The organism is Mesobacillus jeotgali (assembly GCF_002874535.1).
GTDB lineage: Bacteria > Bacillota > Bacilli > Bacillales > Cytobacillaceae > Mesobacillus > Mesobacillus jeotgali.
In genome coordinates, this window is the sequence record NZ_CP025025.1 from 4457879 (window position 1) to 4477924 (window position 20046).

Annotated in this window: 13 protein-coding genes and 3 rRNA genes; 11 read left to right on the forward strand and 5 right to left on the reverse strand. The window is 44.7% G+C overall.

Going from position 1 to position 20046, the window contains the following annotated elements:
- Positions 1–487 precede the first annotated feature (487 nt).
- The 4 genes from jag to rpmH form a co-directional block, all read right to left on the reverse strand.
- Positions 488–1108 carry an RNA-binding cell elongation regulator Jag/EloR gene (gene jag, locus CD004_RS22200; RefSeq protein WP_102264753.1) on the reverse strand — a complete coding sequence of 207 codons (621 nt, stop codon included), beginning with the start codon at positions 1106–1108 and terminating at the stop codon, positions 488–490.
- A complete protein-coding gene (gene spoIIIJ, locus CD004_RS22205; protein ID WP_102264754.1) occupies positions 1105–1878 on the reverse strand; it encodes a YidC family membrane integrase SpoIIIJ in 774 nt (257 codons plus the stop codon). The genes jag and spoIIIJ overlap by 4 nt, the downstream gene beginning before the upstream one ends.
- Before the next feature lie 162 nt (positions 1879–2040).
- Positions 2041–2403, reverse strand: coding sequence for a ribonuclease P protein component (rnpA, locus tag CD004_RS22210; RefSeq protein WP_102264755.1), 363 nt, complete (start codon positions 2401–2403; stop codon positions 2041–2043).
- 185 nt (positions 2404–2588) lie between these two features.
- The gene (rpmH, locus tag CD004_RS22215) at positions 2589–2723 is read right to left on the reverse strand and encodes a 50S ribosomal protein L34 (protein ID WP_013059930.1); all 135 of its coding nucleotides are present in this window, start codon (positions 2721–2723) and stop codon (positions 2589–2591) included.
- Between the two features lie 879 nt (positions 2724–3602).
- On the opposite strand from rpmH, the gene dnaA reads away from it, so the two are divergent.
- From dnaA to rrf, 11 genes are all read left to right on the forward strand, one after another.
- On the forward strand, positions 3603–4949 hold the full coding sequence (dnaA, locus tag CD004_RS22220; RefSeq protein WP_102264756.1) for a chromosomal replication initiator protein DnaA: 1347 nt from the start codon (positions 3603–3605) through the stop codon (positions 4947–4949).
- A gap of 180 nt (positions 4950–5129) precedes the next feature.
- Positions 5130–6266 carry a DNA polymerase III subunit beta gene (dnaN, locus tag CD004_RS22225; protein ID WP_102264757.1) on the forward strand — a complete coding sequence of 379 codons (1137 nt, stop codon included), beginning with the start codon at positions 5130–5132 and terminating at the stop codon, positions 6264–6266.
- A gap of 269 nt (positions 6267–6535) precedes the next feature.
- Positions 6536–6751 carry a S4 domain-containing protein YaaA gene (gene yaaA / locus CD004_RS22230; RefSeq protein WP_023613365.1) on the forward strand — a complete coding sequence of 72 codons (216 nt, stop codon included), beginning with the start codon at positions 6536–6538 and terminating at the stop codon, positions 6749–6751.
- Between the two features lie 19 nt (positions 6752–6770).
- Positions 6771–7889 (forward strand): DNA replication/repair protein RecF, encoded by a 1119-nt coding sequence (gene recF, locus CD004_RS22235; protein WP_102264758.1) that lies wholly within the window; start codon positions 6771–6773, stop codon positions 7887–7889.
- A 10-nt stretch (positions 7890–7899) separates the two neighbouring features.
- Complete coding sequence (remB, locus tag CD004_RS22240; protein ID WP_102264759.1) at positions 7900–8148, forward strand: extracellular matrix regulator RemB; 249 nt, start codon at positions 7900–7902, stop codon at positions 8146–8148.
- Positions 8149–8278: 130 nt separating this feature from the next.
- Positions 8279–10186, forward strand: a complete 1908-nt coding sequence (gene gyrB / locus CD004_RS22245; protein ID WP_404809867.1) for a DNA topoisomerase (ATP-hydrolyzing) subunit B — start codon at positions 8279–8281, stop codon at positions 10184–10186.
- A gap of 132 nt (positions 10187–10318) precedes the next feature.
- Positions 10319–12874, forward strand: a complete 2556-nt coding sequence (gene gyrA, locus CD004_RS22250; protein ID WP_102264760.1) for a DNA gyrase subunit A — start codon at positions 10319–10321, stop codon at positions 12872–12874.
- A gap of 93 nt (positions 12875–12967) precedes the next feature.
- Positions 12968–14053: an HD-GYP domain-containing protein gene (locus CD004_RS22255; protein WP_180321260.1), complete on the forward strand. Its 1086-nt coding sequence runs from the start codon at positions 12968–12970 to the stop codon at positions 14051–14053.
- A gap of 399 nt (positions 14054–14452) precedes the next feature.
- Positions 14453–16002 (forward strand): 16S ribosomal RNA (locus tag CD004_RS22260).
- A 207-nt stretch (positions 16003–16209) separates the two neighbouring features.
- Positions 16210–19144, forward strand: a 23S ribosomal RNA gene (locus CD004_RS22265).
- A 75-nt stretch (positions 19145–19219) separates the two neighbouring features.
- A 5S ribosomal RNA gene (gene rrf / locus CD004_RS22270) occupies positions 19220–19335 on the forward strand.
- Together the 16S, 23S and 5S rRNA genes form the textbook arrangement of a ribosomal RNA operon.
- A 537-nt stretch (positions 19336–19872) precedes the next feature.
- On the opposite strand, the gene CD004_RS24550 is transcribed toward rrf, so the two are convergent.
- Complete coding sequence (locus CD004_RS24550; protein WP_264191095.1) at positions 19873–19998, reverse strand: hypothetical protein; 126 nt, start codon at positions 19996–19998, stop codon at positions 19873–19875.
- Positions 19999–20046: the final 48 nt, after the last annotated feature.

Here is a 20046-nt window from a genome sequence, read left to right on the forward strand (position 1 = left end):
AATAAACTTATTTAATTTTAACTTATCCACATGTGAATAACAATAAAACCAAATGAGGAAATAAATGATTTTTAATTAAGTTGTGGAAAACATAATTGGGATTTGAGAGAACTACTAGAGGAAGTGCATTACGAGTTGTAATTTGAGCGAACAGGAGAAATGTGGTTTGAATGAACTGGTGGCCGGATACTGGATGCTGAACTGGAAAAAATGCATGATAATTTCCAAGTCGCCAATATAAATTGATTTTCGCCAATACACTCCTCATTATCGCCAATAAAACTGATTTTTCGCCAATAAATTTGTGAAAACCGCCAATAAAATTATTTATTAAATAAAATTTCATCATTGCTGGGTCAGAAAACACTATAATTCAACTCTTCCGAAGCAACTGTTGAGCTCGATACTTCCAAAAATCTTTAAAACAAGTGATAAAATTGCACAAAAAACCCGAACCAGCACCTGGTTCGGGTTTTTTCACTCATAATTACTTCGAAGGCGCGATCACAATATGTCTATGTGGTTCTGTGCCATCGGAATAGGTTTTGATTTTCTTGTTTTTCATCAATGCAGTATGAATCACTTTGCGTTCATACGAAGGCATGGGTTCAAGCGCGACAGTTTGGCCAGTTCTGACTGCTTTTTGCGCAAGGCGTTCAGCCAATTGCACGAGTGTATCATTCCTGCGCTGGCGATAGTCCTCAGCATCAAGCAAGACAGTAGCATACTGTTCAGAATAACGGTTCATCACAAGCTGGGTCAAAAATTGCAAGGAATTCAGTGTTTGGCCTCTTTTTCCGATCAGTAAAGCGATTTTATCACCAGACATCGTAAAGAGTACTGTTTTCCCTTCCTTTTTCACATCAACTTCAATTGGAGCCCCCATTTGCAAGCCCACTGATTTCAAATAATTTACGGCTTCTTCAACAGCATCGATTTTTACTGTCACCTTGACGACAGCCGGGCGTGTGCCGAAAAGTCCAAAAATCCCCTTTTTGCCTTCATCAATTACATCAATTTCTGTGCGGTCTTTGGTTGTCTTTAATTGAGCTAAAGCGGATTCTACTGCTTCGTCGACATTTTGTCCTGTAGCAGTTACCTGTTTCACTTTTTTGCTCCTCCCGCATTGCCGGCAGCTGCTGCTTTAAGATCCGGCCCTTTAATAAAGTAAGTTTGAACAATCATGAATAAGTTACCGACTACCCAGTACAATGAAAGTGCTGCCGGGAAGTTGATCGCGAATACAATGATCATGATTGGCATCAGCCAAAGCATCATTGCCATTTGCGGATTTGCTTCCTGGCCAGCCATCATCATTTTTTGCTGGATGAAGGTCGTAGCACCTGCAACTAGCGGCAGGATATAGTATGGATCAGGTGAACCAAGGTCGAACCATAGGAAGTTATGTTCAGCGATCTCCCTCGTTCTTGAAATCGCGTGGTAGAAACCAATCAAAATCGGCATCTGAACGATCAGCGGAAAACATCCTGCAAGCGGATTGACACCATGCTTCTGGAAAAGTGCCATTGTTTCCTGCTGGAGCTTCTGCTGGGTTTTCTGATCCTTGGAGCTGTATTTTTCTTTTAACTTTGCCATTTCCGGCTGCAATGCCTGCATCGCTTTCGAACTTCTCGTTTGCTTAATCATAAGCGGCAAGATTGCAAACCGGATGATTAACGTTACAGCAATAATCGATAAACCAAAGCTGCCACCAAGCCACTCAGCCATCTTGACGATTAACAAGGATAATGGATAGACGATATATTCATTCCAAAAACCCTTGCTTTCCTCAGTGATTGGCTGGTCATATTCCATACAGCCTGTCAGCACGGTCATCACTAAAAGCAAGCCCATTATCAATAATATTCTTTTTTTCAAGCTTCATTTCCTCCTAACTTCCCGGTACGTTCATTTATTTTCAAAAGTTTGTCCCAAAATTTATGTACATTTAGCCTTGTTAGGGCTATGCAATCAAGAGTATTTTAACATCTTTTATAGGGAAGCGCTTTTAAAAATTGCAAATCGGCAAATATTTTTGCCTCAATCATTATCTCCACGTTTTGGCTTCTTCAAAACCTTACCGACCTTCAAGACATGCTCCAGGCTCTTCTTCACTTCATGCATATCCATCTCAGCGGTTGGCTTTCTGGCAATGACGATATAGTCATTCCCGTTATGGACCCGGTCCTGCAGTTCATGAAATGATTGCCGGATATATCTTTTGATCTGGTTGCGCATGACGGCATTGCCAATTTTTTTGCTGACTGACAGACCGATGCGGAAATTCTCCTGGTCAGATTTTTTTAAAATATAGACAACAAATTGCCGGTTCGCAACCGATCTTCCTTTTTTAAAAGCCTCTTGGAATTCTTTATTTTTTTTAACTCTGAAGTCTTTTTTCATCTATAGCACCTTCAATTCTCTATGGATCTGAATTTTTCTTTGGGGTTCTTTTAAAAAGGCGGGCAAAGGAATTTATTCTTTTCAGTATTGCCAAAAATAAATCCCCTAAAGCCACTTTGCCAGCATACAGAGCTCCCAAAATAGTATTGCCCAAAGAGAAAAAAGACCACTGACATTTCAGTGGCCTAAGCTGATAATACTTTTCTTCCTTTGCGACGACGGCGAGCAAGAACCTTACGGCCATTTGCACTGCTCATGCGGGCACGGAATCCGTGAACTTTGCTGTGTTTACGTTTATTTGGTTGATAAGTGCGTTTCATATATGTTACACCTCCCTGAGGAATAGCTGTTACAGACAGTCTTTGTAATTATAAAGATGGCGAGTATAAATTGTCAAGTGCCTATTCAGAAATCGGCGGCATTACCAGAATTTTAAAATCACATTCCTCTTGGATATCTTCTATCTCTCTAGATGTTGGTTTTCTATAACCTGGTCCATAACCTTTTTCAACATTTCGGAACCCTTTCGGAACTTCATGATCCATTAAAATTCGCAAAATCCAGAAGCCATTCTTATTAAAATTTTATACAGAAGCGTTCGATAAAAAATCATTCAGAAAAAATTTAAAGTGAATATTTTTCGCCTTCAACAGAAATGTTAATCGATATATTTTTATTGGTTATTTGGTGTCTGCAAGCGCCCTGTGGACAAAAATCGACATGTTTTTCATTATCCACAAGGCTTCCTGACAGCTTTTACACAATTCAAGTGCCTGTGGACAATTAATCTCCACAGTGATAGTGTATTGTGGATAATGTATTAAAAAGCGTTGCGCCATGCTAGATTATCTGATATTATATTTGTGTTTTCACTCTTAATAATTCGATAACGAAAATATATTTATCCACAAATTGTGGATAAGCTGTGGATAGGTTATTCAGGCCTGTTGTAAAACTTTGTCCACAGAAAGTGGATATTGTCGAAAAGCTTCCTTTCTTCCTTATTATATATTTTTCCACATTAATAGTTTCGTATATTTATTAATTCAGGGGTTGTACAGTTTGTATAACCTTTGATTTTATGCTTTTCGAGTAGACTATTATCCTGAAAGCCAGAAGATTTGTGTGAAATTGTGAGTGCAAATGCAGCCAGATATAGAGAAAAAGCGTAAAAACGACGAGAAAAGGAGGGATAATTGTTGGAGAACATTGCAGATCTCTGGAACAACGCTCTCGCTAAAATCGAGAAAAAGATCAGCAAGCCAAGTTTCGATACATGGCTTAAATCAACAAAGGCACATTCCTTGCAGGGTGATGTCCTTACGATTACAGCCCCGAATGAGTTTGCCCGTGACTGGCTGGAGGAACGTTATTCCCAGTTAATTAGCGGTATATTGTATGAAATCACTGGTGAAGAGCTTTCTGTGAAATTCATTATTCCCCAGAATCAGAACGAAGAAGATCTCGACATTCCCTTGCCGCCAAAAAGAGTGAAGAGGGAAGACGATATTCCTGACCTGCCTGTCAGCATGCTGAACCCAAAGTATACATTCGATACTTTTGTCATTGGTTCAGGCAACCGTTTCGCCCACGCAGCGTCGCTTGCAGTAGCTGAGGCGCCGGCAAAAGCCTATAACCCATTATTCATTTATGGGGGCGTAGGACTTGGTAAAACCCACTTGATGCATGCCATCGGGCACTACGTCCAGGATCATAATCCGAATGCAAAAGTGGTTTATTTGTCATCTGAAAAATTCACGAATGAATTCATCAATTCAATCAGAGACAATAAAGCGGGAGATTTCCGCAATAAATACCGCAATGTCGATGTCCTGCTCATTGATGATATTCAGTTCCTGGCTGGAAAAGAACAGACACAGGAGGAATTTTTCCATACATTCAATACATTGCATGAGGAAAGCAAGCAGATTGTCATCTCAAGTGACCGTCCGCCTAAAGAAATTCCAACACTTGAAGACAGGCTGAGATCCCGCTTTGAATGGGGTTTGATTACTGATATCACTCCGCCAGACCTCGAGACGAGGATTGCGATCCTCCGTAAAAAGGCAAAAGCAGAGGGCCTAGATATCCCGAATGAGGTAATGCTTTATATCGCGAACCAAATTGACTCCAACATCCGTGAGCTTGAAGGAGCTTTGATCCGTGTCGTCGCTTATTCTTCACTGATCAATAAGGATATCAATGCAGACCTGGCAGCTGAAGCGCTAAAGGATATTATTCCGAGCTCAAAGCCGAAGGTCATCACGATTCTCGACATCCAGAGAGTTGTCGGACAGCACTTCAATGTGAAGCTAGAGGACTTTAAAGCGAAGAAAAGGACGAAATCTGTAGCATATCCTAGGCAAATTGCTATGTACTTATCAAGAGAGTTGACAGATTTCTCTCTGCCTAAGATTGGGGAAGAATTCGGGGGCCGTGACCATACTACGGTCATCCATGCCCATGAAAAAATATCTAAAATGATTTCAGTGGATGCGAACCTGCAAAAGCAGCTGAAAGATATAAATGAACAATTAAGGGTTTAGGAAAGTGTGAATAACTCAGCATTGGTTACGCACAGTCTGTCCACATGTGGATAGGCTGTGTTTCCTTTGAACAAACCACTTATCCACAAATCCACAGGCCCTACTAGTACTTCTACTATTTTTTAAAACATATTAATATATGCATTTAAGAAAAAAATATACCTAACTGGAGGCAAAAAAATGAGATTTATTATCCAGCGCGATTCATTGCTTCAAAGCGTCCAAGACGTAATGAAGGCAGTGACCAGCAGAACAACAATCCCCATTTTGACAGGTATTAAGATTGTTGCTAACGAAGAGGGAGTAACTCTTACAGGCAGTGATTCTGATATTTCGATTGAATCTTTCATTCCAAAAGAAGAAGCTGGGGATGAAATCGTCGAAATCAAACAGCCAGGATCCATTGTTTTGCAGGCGCGTTTCTTTAGTGAAATCGTTAAAAAGCTTCCTACAGACACAGTAGAAATCGAAGTGCATAACAATCTGCAGACCGTTATCCGTTCTGGTAAATCAGAATTCAACCTAAATGGACTGGATGCTGAAGAATATCCGCATCTTCCGCAAATTTCAGAAGAACATGTATTCAAAATCCCTACAGACCTATTGAAAGGCCTGATCCGCCAGACTGTCTTTTCAGTGTCCACCTCAGAAACACGCCCCATCTTGACAGGTGTAAACTGGAAGGTCGAAAACAATGAATTGATCTGTATTGCAACAGATAGCCACAGACTTGCATTGAGAAAAGCAAAACTCGAAGCAGAGAACACTGGCAGCTATAATGTGGTCATCCCTGGTAAAAGCTTGACAGAATTGAGTAAAATTCTTGATGACAGCTCAGAATCAGTGGATATCGTCATTACAGAAAACCAGGTATTGTTTAAAGCAAAGCATTTACTTTTCTTCTCAAGACTGCTTGAAGGAAACTATCCTGACACAGGAAGATTGATCCCAACTGAGAGCAAAACAGATGTAGTTGTAAACACGAAGGAATTCCTTCATGCGATCGATCGTGCGTCCCTGCTTGCCAGAGAGGGAAGAAATAACGTCGTCAAGTTTTCCACAATCGAAGGCGGCGCAATCGAGGTTTCGTCAAACACACCGGAAATCGGTACAGTTGTCGAAGAAATCCAAAGCCAATCAATCGATGGCGAAGACCTGAAAATTTCATTCAGCGCCAAGTACATGATGGATGCCCTGAAAGCATTGGAAGGAACAGAAATCCAAATCAGCTTCACAGGCGCAATGAGACCATTCGTCATCCGTCCGCTTCACGACGACTCCATCCTGCAGCTAATCCTGCCGGTAAGAACTTACTAAATTCATAACGCCACCAGTTTTTGCTGGTGGTTTTTTTTATAAAAGGAAAAGGGAAAATCCATTTCAGAGTTGCCTAGCTCCAGCGCATAGCCCCTCGAGACGTTTCGGTCCGCCCAATGAAGTCAAAGAGCGACTTCACTGGTCGGCCCTCCAACGCTTGTAGGGTCTGACCGAGGCGCTTGCGCTTTTATAATAAGAAAATTTGTTTCTATGGAAAAAATTTAGTAAAATAAAGTATTAAGTCCTTTTGGAAGAAAAGGGTGAGAAACGTGAATGAGGAAATAAAAATTGATACGGAATATATCACGCTTGGCCAATTCCTGAAACTTGCCGATGTAATTCAATCAGGAGGAATGGCAAAGTGGTTTTTAAGTGAACATGATGTTTTTATCAATGGTGAACAAGATCAGCGAAGGGGAAGGAAGCTTCGTTCCGGAGACCAGGTATCGATTCCAGGTTTTGGCGAGTTCAGCATAACGCAATAATCCAGAGGATGAACTGTTCATGTATATAGAGGAACTGCAATTAAGGAATTACCGCAATTACCAGGGACTAGAGGCTACATTTGAAAATAAGGTCAATGTCATTCTTGGAGAGAATGCCCAGGGGAAAACGAATGTCATGGAGTCCATCTATGTATTGGCAATGGCAAAATCGCACCGTACTTCCAATGATAAAGATTTGATTCGCTGGGATGAGGAATATGCTAAAATAGAAGGACGGATTAAAAAAAGCAACGGATCATTGCCAATGCAGCTTGTCATATCGAAAAAAGGCAAGAAGGCCAAAGTCAATCATCTCGAACAGCGGAAGCTAAGCCAGTATGTCGGCAATATGAATGTCGTCATGTTTGCACCTGAGGATCTTAACCTGGTAAAAGGGAGCCCTCAAGTAAGAAGACGATTTGTCGATATGGAAATAGGACAGGTTTCGGCGGTTTATTTGCATGATATGGGACAGTACAACAAAATTCTCCAGCAGCGTAACCATTATTTAAAACAGCTGCAAATCAAAAAAACGAGTGACCATACGATGCTCGATATATTGACGGAACAGTTTATCCAGGCAGCCGCCAGGATCATAGTAAAGCGGTTTGAATTCCTTCATTTGCTTGAACAATGGGCATTACCGATCCATCAGGGGATATCCAGAGGGCTTGAGGAATTGAAAATCGTGTATAAACCTTCCGCGGACGTATCAGAAGATGATGATTTGTCGAAAATGATAGCAGTGTATGAAGAAAAATTTGCTAAAATAAAGACAAGGGAAATTGATCGCGGCACCACCTTGTTCGGACCGCACCGGGATGATCTGCAATTTTTCGTTAATGGCCGCGATGTCCAAACATTTGGTTCACAGGGCCAACAGCGGACGACGGCTCTTTCGGTAAAATTGGCAGAAATCGAATTGATCAATTCAGAAATAGGAGAATATCCAATCTTGCTGCTTGATGATGTCCTGTCTGAGTTAGATGATTATCGCCAATCCCATTTGTTGAATACCATCCAGGGCAAAGTACAAACATTCGTCACCACAACAAGTGTGGATGGGATCGACCATCAGACATTAAGGGAAGCAGCCACTTATAACGTGAAAACCGGCGAAATGTCAAGAATCCAATGAGGTGGACTCGATGTATTTGCATGTTGGTGAAGAAGTCCTTGTAAGGACAAAAGATATTATAGCTATATTGGATATCGAAAGCGCCAGCTCTTCCCCATTCATGGAAGAGTTCATAACGCGCCAGGACCAGCAGATTGTCCATTTGGCAAAAGGAACGGTCAAGTCAATCGTGGTTACAGGAAATCATATATATTATTCCCCACTTGCATCAGGAACATTAAAGAAACGCTCCCAAAAATTATCCGTACCGGAATTTTAATAGATCAGCGTATTCGCAAAAAATGTCGAAAAACAACGATATGTGCGAAAATAGCTAATAGATAAGTTTTAAAAAAGTTTGAGTGAAAATGAAAGTGTAGGTGATCGATATGGCAATGGAGGAACAATCCATGCAAGGACAAGCGTACGATGAAAACCAGATACAAGTGCTTGAGGGCCTGGAAGCTGTACGCAAACGTCCAGGGATGTATATCGGATCAACGAGTGTAAAAGGCTTGCACCATCTTGTATGGGAAATCGTTGATAATAGTATAGATGAAGCACTTGCCGGCTACTGTGACGAAATTAATGTCATTATCGAAGAGGACAACAGCATCACAGTCCAGGATAATGGCCGTGGAATTCCGGTTGGTATCCACGAAAAGATGGGAAGACCAGCGGTTGAGGTCATCATGACAGTACTGCACGCCGGTGGTAAATTCGGAGGCGGAGGCTATAAGGTTTCCGGAGGTCTGCACGGTGTTGGTGCATCTGTTGTTAATGCCCTGTCTACTTATCTTGAAGTATTTGTCCATCGTGATGGCAAAGTCCATTATCAAAAATTTGAACGAGGCGCTGTTGGTGACCCGCTGAAGGTCATTGATGAAACTGACCGGACGGGAACGACTGTCCATTTCAAGCCTGACCCGGAAATTTTCACAGAGACATTGGAATATGACTATGACACACTCGCAAACCGTCTGCGCGAGCTTGCCTTCCTGAACAGAGCAATCAAGATCACGATTGAGGATAAGCGCGGAGAAGGCAAAAAGAATGAGTATTATTACGAGGGCGGAATCAAGTCCTATGTTGAGCATTTAAACCGTACAAGAGAAGTCCTTCATGAAGATCCAATTTATATCGAGGGTGAAAAAGAAGGCATTACGGTCGAGGTGGCTCTACAATATAACGACAGCTATACAGGGAACATCTATTCATTCGCGAATAACATCCATACCTATGAAGGTGGTACACACGAATCAGGCTTCAAAACCGCTTTGACTCGTGTGATTAATGATTATGCCCGTAAACACGGAATCTTCAAGGAAAGTGATTCAAATCTTTCGGGAGATGACGTTCGTGAAGGTTTGACGTCAATCGTGTCGGTCAAGCACCCGGATCCACAGTTCGAAGGCCAAACAAAAACGAAGCTTGGAAACTCTGAGGTCCGTACGGTAACTGACACGCTCTTTTCCGACCACTTTGAAAAATTCATGCTTGAGAATCCGAATGTTGCCAGAAAAATTGTCGACAAAGGACTCATGGCAGCAAGAGCAAGACTTGCGGCTAAAAAGGCACGTGAGCTGACCAGAAGAAAGAGCGCGCTTGAAATTTCAAGCTTGCCGGGTAAACTCGCAGACTGCTCTTCAAAAGACCCATCAATCAGTGAAATATATGTCGTTGAGGGTGACTCTGCGGGCGGATCAGCAAAGCAGGGCCGTGACCGCCACTTCCAGGCGATCCTGCCACTGCGCGGTAAAATCCTGAACGTTGAAAAATCACGTCTTGATAAAATTTTATCCAATAATGAGGTAAGAGCGATCATTACAGCGATCGGCACAGGAATCGGCGAGGACTTTGATCTTTCAAAAGCTCGTTACCAAAAAATCGTCATCATGACCGATGCCGATGTCGACGGAGCCCATATCCGAACTCTATTATTGACGTTCTTTTACCGATATATGAGAAAAATCCTTGAAGCAGGATACATTTATATTGCCCAGCCGCCTTTATACAAAATCCAGCAGGGCAAAAAAATCGAATATGCTTATAATGACAAGCAGCTTGAACAGATTCTCGCGGAGCTTCCACAGCAGCCGAAGCCAGGCATCCAGCGCTATAAGGGTCTTGGTGAGATGAATCCTGAGCAGTTATGGGAGACAACGATGAATCCTGAAACAAGAACACTGCTACAGGTTAGCCTTGAAGATGCAATCGAGTCGGATGAAACTTTTGAAATCCTGATGGGTGATAAGGTAGAGCCTCGACGAAATTTCATCGAGCAAAATGCACTTTACGTAAAGAACCTGGATATTTAATTAATATATATGCTCAGGATAGTAGGTTCTGCCTCTATCCTGCTTTTTCTGAAATGGGCCAAGGGGCCGCGCAGAGCGCTTTGCCCCTATATGGCCATGCTGAACAGAGTTCCTAAAGGAGGTCTCTCTTAAATGTCTGAAACACCAAATCCACGTGTAAAAGAAATAAATATTAGTACGGAAATGCGTTCATCCTTCCTGGATTACGCCATGAGTGTTATCGTGGCACGTGCGCTTCCGGATGTCCGGGACGGCTTGAAGCCGGTGCACAGAAGGATTCTGTATGCAATGCATGATCTTGGCATGCATTCAGACAAGGCATACAAAAAATCAGCGAGGATCGTCGGTGAAGTAATCGGTAAGTATCACCCGCACGGTGACTCTGCTGTATACGACACAATGGTCCGTATGGCACAGGATTTCAACTACCGATATATGCTTGTTGATGGACATGGTAACTTCGGTTCTGTCGATGGCGACGCGGCTGCTGCAATGCGTTATACAGAAGCCCGTATGTCGAAGATTTCGATGGAGCTTTTACGTGACATCAATAAAGATACAATTGACTATCAGGACAACTATGACGGTTCTGAAAGAGAACCGATTGTCATGCCTTCAAGGTTCCCGAACCTGCTTGTCAACGGTACTTCCGGTATCGCGGTCGGAATGGCGACAAATATCCCTCCCCACCAGCTTGGAGAGGTTATAGATGGCGTATTGGCAATCAGTAAGGATCCTGACATGACAATCATGGAACTGATGGAGATCATCACAGGACCTGACTTTCCGACAGCGGGATTGATATTAGGACGCAGCGGCATCCGAAAAGCTTATGAGACTGGCCGCGGTTCAATTACCCTGCGTGCGAAGGTTGAAATCGAACAGAAATCAAACGGCAAGGAAGTCATTATCGTCAGAGAACTTCCTTACCAGGTCAATAAAGCCAAGCTGATCGAGAAAATCGCTGAATTAGTCCGTGATAAGAAACTTGACGGCATTACAGACCTGCGGGATGAATCTGACCGAAAGGGTATGAGGATTGTCATTGAAGTTCGCAAGGATGCGAATGCCAATGTCCTTTTAAACAACCTTTATAAACAAACTGCATTGCAGACAAGCTTTGGTATCAACCTTCTGGCATTAGTCGATGGCCAGCCGAAGGTCCTTAACCTCAAACAATGTCTGACCTACTATCTTGATCATCAGGTAGTCGTTATTCGACGTCGCACAGAGTTTGAACTTAGGAAGGCAGAAGCACGTGCTCATATTCTTGAAGGGCTGCGAATCGCGCTCGATAACCTTGATGCGGTCATCAGCCTGATCAGAAGCTCTCGCACGACGGATATCGCTAGAGAAGGATTGATGACACAGTTCAAGTTATCCGAAAAGCAAGCACAGGCTATCCTCGATATGCGTTTACAGAGGCTTACAGGCTTGGAGCGCGAAAAGATAGAAGAAGAATTCCAAAATCTTATGCAGCTGATCTCGGAATTAAAAGCAATCCTTGCTGATAATGAAAAAGTACTTGAAATCATCCGTGAAGAGCTTACTGAAATCAAAGAGCGCTTTAACGATGAGCGCCGTACGGAAATCGTTTCGGGCGGTTTGGAAATGATCGAGGATGAGGACTTGATTCCTCGTGAAAATATCGTCATCACCCTTACACATAATGGCTATGTTAAGCGCCTGCCTGTATCTACATATAGAGCGCAGCGTCGCGGAGGACGCGGAATCCAGGGTATGGGAACGAATGAAGATGATTTTGTAGAACATCTGATTACTACTTCAACGCACGATACCATCCTATTCTTTACAAACAAGGGTAAGGTGTATCGTTCGAAGGGTTACGAAATCCCGGAATTCAGCCGTACCGCGAAGGGAATCCCAATCATTAACCTGTTGGAAATCGAGAAGGGTGAATGGGTCAACGCCATTATTCCTGTTTCAGAATTCGTGGATGACTGGTTCCTGTTCTTCACAACGAAAGAAGGAATTTCGAAACGTTCACCACTTTCATCATTTGCGAATATCCGCAACAATGGTTTGATTGCCCTGAACCTGCGTGAAGGCGATGAATTGATCTCTGTCCGAATGACAGACGGCAGCAAAGAAATGATCATCGGTACAAAGAACGGCTTATTGATTCGTTTCCCTGAAACAGATGTCCGCTCTATGGGCCGTACTGCCACCGGAGTAAAGGGTATTACCCTATCTGATGACGATGAAGTTGTCGGAATGGAAGTCCTCGAAGAAAGTGCTGAAATCCTCGTTGTAACAAAGAATGGATACGGCAAAAGAACACCTTCTGAAGAATACAGAAGACAAGGGCGCGGCGGTAAAGGAATCAAGACATGTAACATCACTGATAAAAACGGCGATCTTGTGACGATGAAAGTCGTGACTGGTGAGGAAGACCTCATGCTGATCACAACAGGCGGTGTCCTGATCCGGATCCCTGTAAGCTCTATCTCAATGACAGGGCGTAATACGCAAGGGGTAAAATTAATCAGCCTTAATAAAGCCGAAAATGAATATGTTGCGACAGTGGCTAAAGTCGATAAGGAAGAGGAGAAGCCTGAAGACCTCGAACTCGATGAAAATGCTGAAGCAACAACAATTGATCCTGAAGAAGTTGGCAGTGAAGAAGCAGAAGTGACTCAAACACCAGCTGAAGAGGGAGAAGAATAAACTTTTTGAGAGGAACACAAAAATGTGTTCCTCTTTTTTGGTAAAATAAAGTAAAATAATTGTAAGAAAATTATAATTCTGGAGTGGAAAGCCTTGCGCGTACTCGTAGACAACCTTAAAGAGGGCTGTATCCTTACTGATGATGTTCTAAGTAAAACCAATAGACCTATCATGAACAAAAAAACAGTTTTGTCTGAGCATCTAATCGATATACTGAAAGTTTTTTTAGTTAAAGAAGTGGATGTTGAGAAAACGTTAGTGAATGGGATGCCTTTCCTTGCACCTTCAACAGGCAGTGATAAGAAATCCGGCTTGAAGCCTAATGAGGGTGGAGAAAGTTTTATCGACTTGTTTTTACAGGCGAGACAGAACTTCAAAAAAGAGTTTATCTCCTGGCAATCAGGAATGCAGATAGACGTTGCAAAATTGAGGTCCATTATTGTCCCGTTGATTGAGCAGGTTGAAATGACTTCGTCGGATATATTCAACCTTCATCATTATTCATCCAAGGCTGAGTACATATACGATCATCCTTTGGCTGTAGGAATTATCAGTGCCTTCATCGCCAAAAAGCTGAATTACAACAAAGGCGATATAACCCAGATTGCACTGGCTGGATGTTTATCGGATTGCGGCATGGCGAAGGTCAGTCCAACACTTCTCAATAAAAACACGACTCTGACAGTAGATGAATTTGAGGAAATCAAAAAGCACCCTACTTACAGCTATCAGATGGTAAAGAATAGTCCATTGCTGAAGGAGGCCACTAAAATTGCGATTCTTCATCATCATGAAAGAATGGATGGCAGCGGCTATCCATTTGGTGAAAAGGCAAACAGGATTCATCCTTTTGCAAAAATCCTTGCAGTAGCTGATTCTTTCCATGCGATGACATCGGAAAGAATTTATAAGCCAAAACACTCTCCATTTAAAGTGATCGAGATGATCAATGAAGAGCTATTTGGAGAATTCGACATTACCTGCCTAAAAGCATTGAGTTCTGCAATAATGAATTATTCAGTTGGTACAAAAATCCGTCTTTCAGATGGACAGGCAGCTGAAATCATTTTCGTAGAAGAAAAGAATCCTGCAAGACCATTGGTTAAATTGCTAGAAACAGACCAGATTCTTGCTTTAGAAAAGAACAGGTACTTGCATATCGAGGAAATCATCCAATAAGCCGGCTACACGCCGGCTTTTTTGTTTCTTTATAAGTTTTGCATTGCATGCGATATAGCAGAAGGCACTGTCTGTTTGGGTTCAGAAGGAGGAAATGACCAAAAAACTAGATAGTTTATAGAAAGTGATGAAAAAGTGTTGCATTAAGATAATTTGCCTGATATAATCTTCAAAGTCAGTAACGAGACAACAACTTCTAAATTAAGAGTTTTTGAAAATAGTTATTGACTTATATAGCTAGTAAATGTTATATTATTAAAGTCGCTTCTGGGCGACAATGCAAGAAATTGCTCTTTGAAAACTAAACAAACAAGCGTCAACAAACAATAAATGATCATGACTTCTATTATAGAAGAACATGAGCCAACGTTTTAACTTTATGAGCTAACTCATAACTCTTTCTTGGAGAGTTTGATCCTGGCTCAGGACGAACGCTGGCGGCGTGCCTAATACATGCAAGTCGAGCGGATCTTCATTAGCTTGCTTTTGAAGATCAGCGGCGGACGGGTGAGTAACACGTGGGCAACCTGCCTGTAAGACTGGGATAACTTCGGGAAACCGGAGCTAATACCGGATAATCCTTTCCCTCACATGAGGGAAAGCTGAAAGACGGTTTCGGCTGTCACTTACAGATGGGCCCGCGGCGCATTAGCTAGTTGGTGAGGTAACGGCTCACCAAGGCAACGATGCGTAGCCGACCTGAGAGGGTGATCGGCCACACTGGGACTGAGACACGGCCCAGACTCCTACGGGAGGCAGCAGTAGGGAATCTTCCGCAATGGACGAAAGTCTGACGGAGCAACGCCGCGTGAACGATGAAGGCCTTCGGGTCGTAAAGTTCTGTTGTCAGGGAAGAACAAGTATCGGAGTAACTGCCGGTACCTTGACGGTACCTGACCAGAAAGCCACGGCTAACTACGTGCCAGCAGCCGCGGTAATACGTAGGTGGCAAGCGTTGTCCGGAATTATTGGGCGTAAAGCGCGCGCAGGCGGTTCCTTAAGTCTGATGTGAAAGCCCCCGGCTCAACCGGGGAGGGTCATTGGAAACTGGGGAACTTGAGTGCAGAAGAGGAGAGCGGAATTCCACGTGTAGCGGTGAAATGCGTAGAGATGTGGAGGAACACCAGTGGCGAAGGCGGCTCTCTGGTCTGTAACTGACGCTGAGGCGCGAAAGCGTGGGGAGCGAACAGGATTAGATACCCTGGTAGTCCACGCCGTAAACGATGAGTGCTAAGTGTTAGAGGGTTTCCGCCCTTTAGTGCTGCAGCAAACGCATTAAGCACTCCGCCTGGGGAGTACGGCCGCAAGGCTGAAACTCAAAGGAATTGACGGGGGCCCGCACAAGCGGTGGAGCATGTGGTTTAATTCGAAGCAACGCGAAGAACCTTACCAGGTCTTGACATCCTCTGACAACCCTAGAGATAGGGCGTTCCCCTTCGGGGGACAGAGTGACAGGTGGTGCATGGTTGTCGTCAGCTCGTGTCGTGAGATGTTGGGTTAAGTCCCGCAACGAGCGCAACCCTTGATCTTAGTTGCCAGCATTCAGTTGGGCACTCTAAGGTGACTGCCGGTGACAAACCGGAGGAAGGTGGGGATGACGTCAAATCATCATGCCCCTTATGACCTGGGCTACACACGTGCTACAATGGATGGAACAAAGGGTCGCGAAGCCGCGAGGTCGAGCCAATCCCATAAATCCATTCTCAGTTCGGATTGCAGGCTGCAACTCGCCTGCATGAAGCCGGAATCGCTAGTAATCGCGGATCAGCATGCCGCGGTGAATACGTTCCCGGGCCTTGTACACACCGCCCGTCACACCACGAGAGTTTGTAACACCCGAAGTCGGTGGGGTAACCTTTTGGAGCCAGCCGCCTAAGGTGGGACAGATGATTGGGGTGAAGTCGTAACAAGGTAGCCGTATCGGAAGGTGCGGCTGGATCACCTCCTTTCTAAGGATATTGCCGTAAAGGCAATCGGAATGCGAATCTTTCGATTCGTACTGTTGTACGCTTGTTTGTTTAGTTTTGAGGGAGCAATTCCCTCAAAGCTTTTTTGTTCCTTGAAAACTAGATAATCGTAAGTAAGAAGAACCAAGAAAAAACCGAGTGATCGCCATTTTAGTTTTTCTCTCTATTCAATAGAGAAATGACCTTTTAGGTTAAGTTAGAAAGGGCGCACGGTGGATGCCTTGGCACTAGGAGCCGATGAAGGACGGGACTAACACCGATATGCTTCGGGGAGCTGTAAGTAAGCTTTGATCCGGAGATTTCCGAATGGGGAAACCCACTGTTCGTAATGGAACAGTATCTTTACCTGAATACATAGGGTATTGAAGGCAGACCCGGGGAACTGAAACATCTAAGTACCCGGAGGAAGAGAAAGCAAACGCGATTCCCTGAGTAGCGGCGAGCGAAACGGGACATAGCCCAAACCAAGAGGCTTGCCTCTTGGGGTTGTAGGACACTCAACATGGAGTTACAAAGGAACGGGGTAGATGAAGTGGTCTGGAAAGGCCCGTCAGAGAAGGTAAAAACCCTGTAGTTGAAACTTCGTTCCCTCCTGAGTGGATCCTGAGTACGGCGGGACACGAGAAATCCCGTCGGAAGCTGGGAGGACCATCTCCCAAGGCTAAATACTCCCTAGTGACCGATAGTGAACCAGTACCGTGAGGGAAAGGTGAAAAGCACCCCGGAAGGGGAGTGAAAGAGATCCTGAAACCGTGTGCCTACAAGTAGTCAGAGCCCGTTCATGGGTGATGGCGTGCCTTTTGTAGAATGAACCGGCGAGTTACGATTACATGCAAGGTTAAGTTGAGAAGACGGAGCCGCAGCGAAAGCGAGTCTGAATAGGGCGAATGAGTATGTGGTCGTAGACCCGAAACCAGGTGATCTACCCATGTCCAGGGTGAAGGTTGGGTAACACCAACTGGAGGCCCGAACCCACGCACGTTGAAAAGTGCGGGGATGAGGTGTGGGTAGCGGAGAAATTCCAATCGAACTTGGAGATAGCTGGTTCTCTCCGAAATAGCTTTAGGGCTAGCCTCACGTTGTAAGAGTCTTGGAGGTAGAGCACTGTTTGGACTAGGGGCCCTCATCGGGTTACCGAATTCAGACAAACTCCGAATGCCAAAGACTTATCCGTGGGAGTCAGACTGCGAGTGATAAGATCCGTAGTCAAAAGGGAAACAGCCCAGACCACCAGCTAAGGTCCCAAAGTATACGTTAAGTGGAAAAGGATGTGGAGTTGCTTAGACAACCAGGATGTTGGCTTAGAAGCAGCCACCATTTAAAGAGTGCGTAATAGCTCACTGGTCGAGTGACTCTGCGCCGAAAATGTACCGGGGCTAAACGTATCACCGAAGCTGTGGATTGACATCTTAGATGTCAGTGGTAGGAGAGCGTTCTAAGGGCGTTGAAGTCAGACCGTAAGGACTGGTGGAGCGCTTAGAAGTGAGAATGCCGGTATGAGTAGCGAAAGATGGGTGAGAATCCCATCCACCGAATGCCTAAGGTTTCCTGAGGAAGGCTCGTCCTCTCAGGGTTAGTCGGGACCTAAGCCGAGGCCGAAAGGCGTAGGCGATGGACAACAGGTTGATATTCCTGTACCACCTCTTTATCGTTTGAGCAATGGGGGGACGCAGTAGGATAGGGTAAGCGCGCTGTCGGATATGCGCGTCTAAGCAGTTAGGCTGCAAGTGAGGCAAATCCCGCTTGCGTGAAGGCTGAGCTGTGACAGCGAGGGAAATATAGTACCGAAGTTCCTGATTCCACACTGCCAAGAAAAGCCTCTAGCGAGATAAAAGGTGCCCGTACCGCAAACCGACACAGGTAGGCGAGGAGAGAATCCTAAGGTGAGCGAGAGAACTCTCGTTAAGGAACTCGGCAAAATGACCCCGTAACTTCGGGAGAAGGGGTGCTCATTTGGGTGAATAGCCTAGATGAGCCGCAGTGAATAGGCCCAGGCGACTGTTTAGCAAAAACACAGGTCTCTGCGAAGCCGCAAGGCGAAGTATAGGGGCTGACGCCTGCCCGGTGCTGGAAGGTTAAGAGGAGGGGTTAGCTCACGCGAAGCTCTGAATCGAAGCCCCAGTAAACGGCGGCCGTAACTATAACGGTCCTAAGGTAGCGAAATTCCTTGTCGGGTAAGTTCCGACCCGCACGAAAGGCGTAACGATCTGGGCACTGTCTCAACGAGAGACTCGGTGAAATTATAGTACCTGTGAAGATGCAGGTTACCCGCGACAGGACGGAAAGACCCCGTGGAGCTTTACTGTAGCCTGATATTGAATTTTGGTACAGCTTGTACAGGATAGGTAGGAGCCTGAGAAACCGGAGCGCCAGCTTCGGTGGAGGCGTCGGTGGGATACTACCCTGGCTGTATTGAAATTCTAACCCACGCCCCTGATCGGGGCGGGAGACAGTGTCAGGTGGGCAGTTTGACTGGGGCGGTCGCCTCCTAAAGAGTAACGGAGGCGCCCAAAGGTTCCCTCAGAATGGTTGGAAATCATTCGCAGAGTGTAAAGGCACAAGGGAGCTTGACTGCGAGACCTACAAGTCGAGCAGGGACGAAAGTCGGGCTTAGTGATCCGGTGGTTCCGCATGGAAGGGCCATCGCTCAACGGATAAAAGCTACCCCGGGGATAACAGGCTTATCTCCCCCAAGAGTCCACATCGACGGGGAGGTTTGGCACCTCGATGTCGGCTCATCGCATCCTGGGGCTGTAGTCGGTCCCAAGGGTTGGGCTGTTCGCCCATTAAAGCGGTACGCGAGCTGGGTTCAGAACGTCGTGAGACAGTTCGGTCCCTATCCGTCGTGGGCGCAGGAAATTTGAGAGGAGCTGTCCTTAGTACGAGAGGACCGGGATGGACGCACCGCTGGTGTACCAGTTGTCTTGCCAAAGGCATCGCTGGGTAGCTATGTGCGGACGGGATAAGTGCTGAAAGCATCTAAGCATGAAGCCCCCCTCAAGATGAGATTTCCCATAGCGCAAGCTAGTAAGAACCCTGAAAGATGATCAGGTTGATAGGTCAGAGGTGGAAGCGCGGTGACGTGTGGAGCTGACTGATACTAATCGTTCGAGGACTTAACCAAATAGATTACTCGTTTCTCTTGTTTTCTTCTTACAATTATCTAGTTTTGAGGGTGCAAACAACCTCAATCAAATAGTCTGGTGGCGATGGCGAGAAGGTCACACCCGTTCCCATACCGAACACGGAAGTTAAGCTTCTCAGCGCCGATGGTAGTTGGGGGTTTCCCCCTGTGAGAGTAGGACGCCGCCGGGCACACGAAAGAACAGCTGTAATGGCTGTTCTTTTTTTGTTTGTAGAAAAGTCGATAGAACAAATGGAAGTGAGAAAGGGATAGGAAACTAGAATAATTAGTAACACCCGGGGAGAAGCAATGGCTACTTCAGACAAGCCTGAAGGAAAAGTACGAAAAGCTGTCAGAAGAAGGAGTAACTTTGGACAAGTTTAGAGGAAAAGCGCAAAAAAGCTGTCAGAAGAAGGAGCAACTTTGGATAAGATTGATGGAAGAACCCCAAAAGCTGTCAGAAGTAGAAGTACCTTCGGACAAGATTGATGGAAGAACCCCAAAAGCTGTCAGAAGTAGAAGTACCTTCGGACAAGATTGATGGAAGAACCCCAAAAGCTGTCAGAAGTAGAAGCAACTTCTGACAAGATTACCGGAAGAACCCCAAAAGCTGTCCGAACCTGAAGCACCTTCAGATAAGTTTACAGGAAGACACCCCTTAAGTTCTCGTTTCCGTTTTATTAACCTCAATTAAAAGACCCTCTGAATTCATCAAAGGGTCTTGTTCTTTACTTCTTCACTTTCTTCCCAAGGGATTGTAATTGATCCATTACCTTCGTGCGTGACTTTTGGTCTTTTAGTAAGTATGCTGCACCTAGAGCAACAGTTGTCATCATTAGTTTTTTTCTATCCATATTAAAACCTCCCCGGTTATTCACTTTTCATATAAATGAAATTCCCGA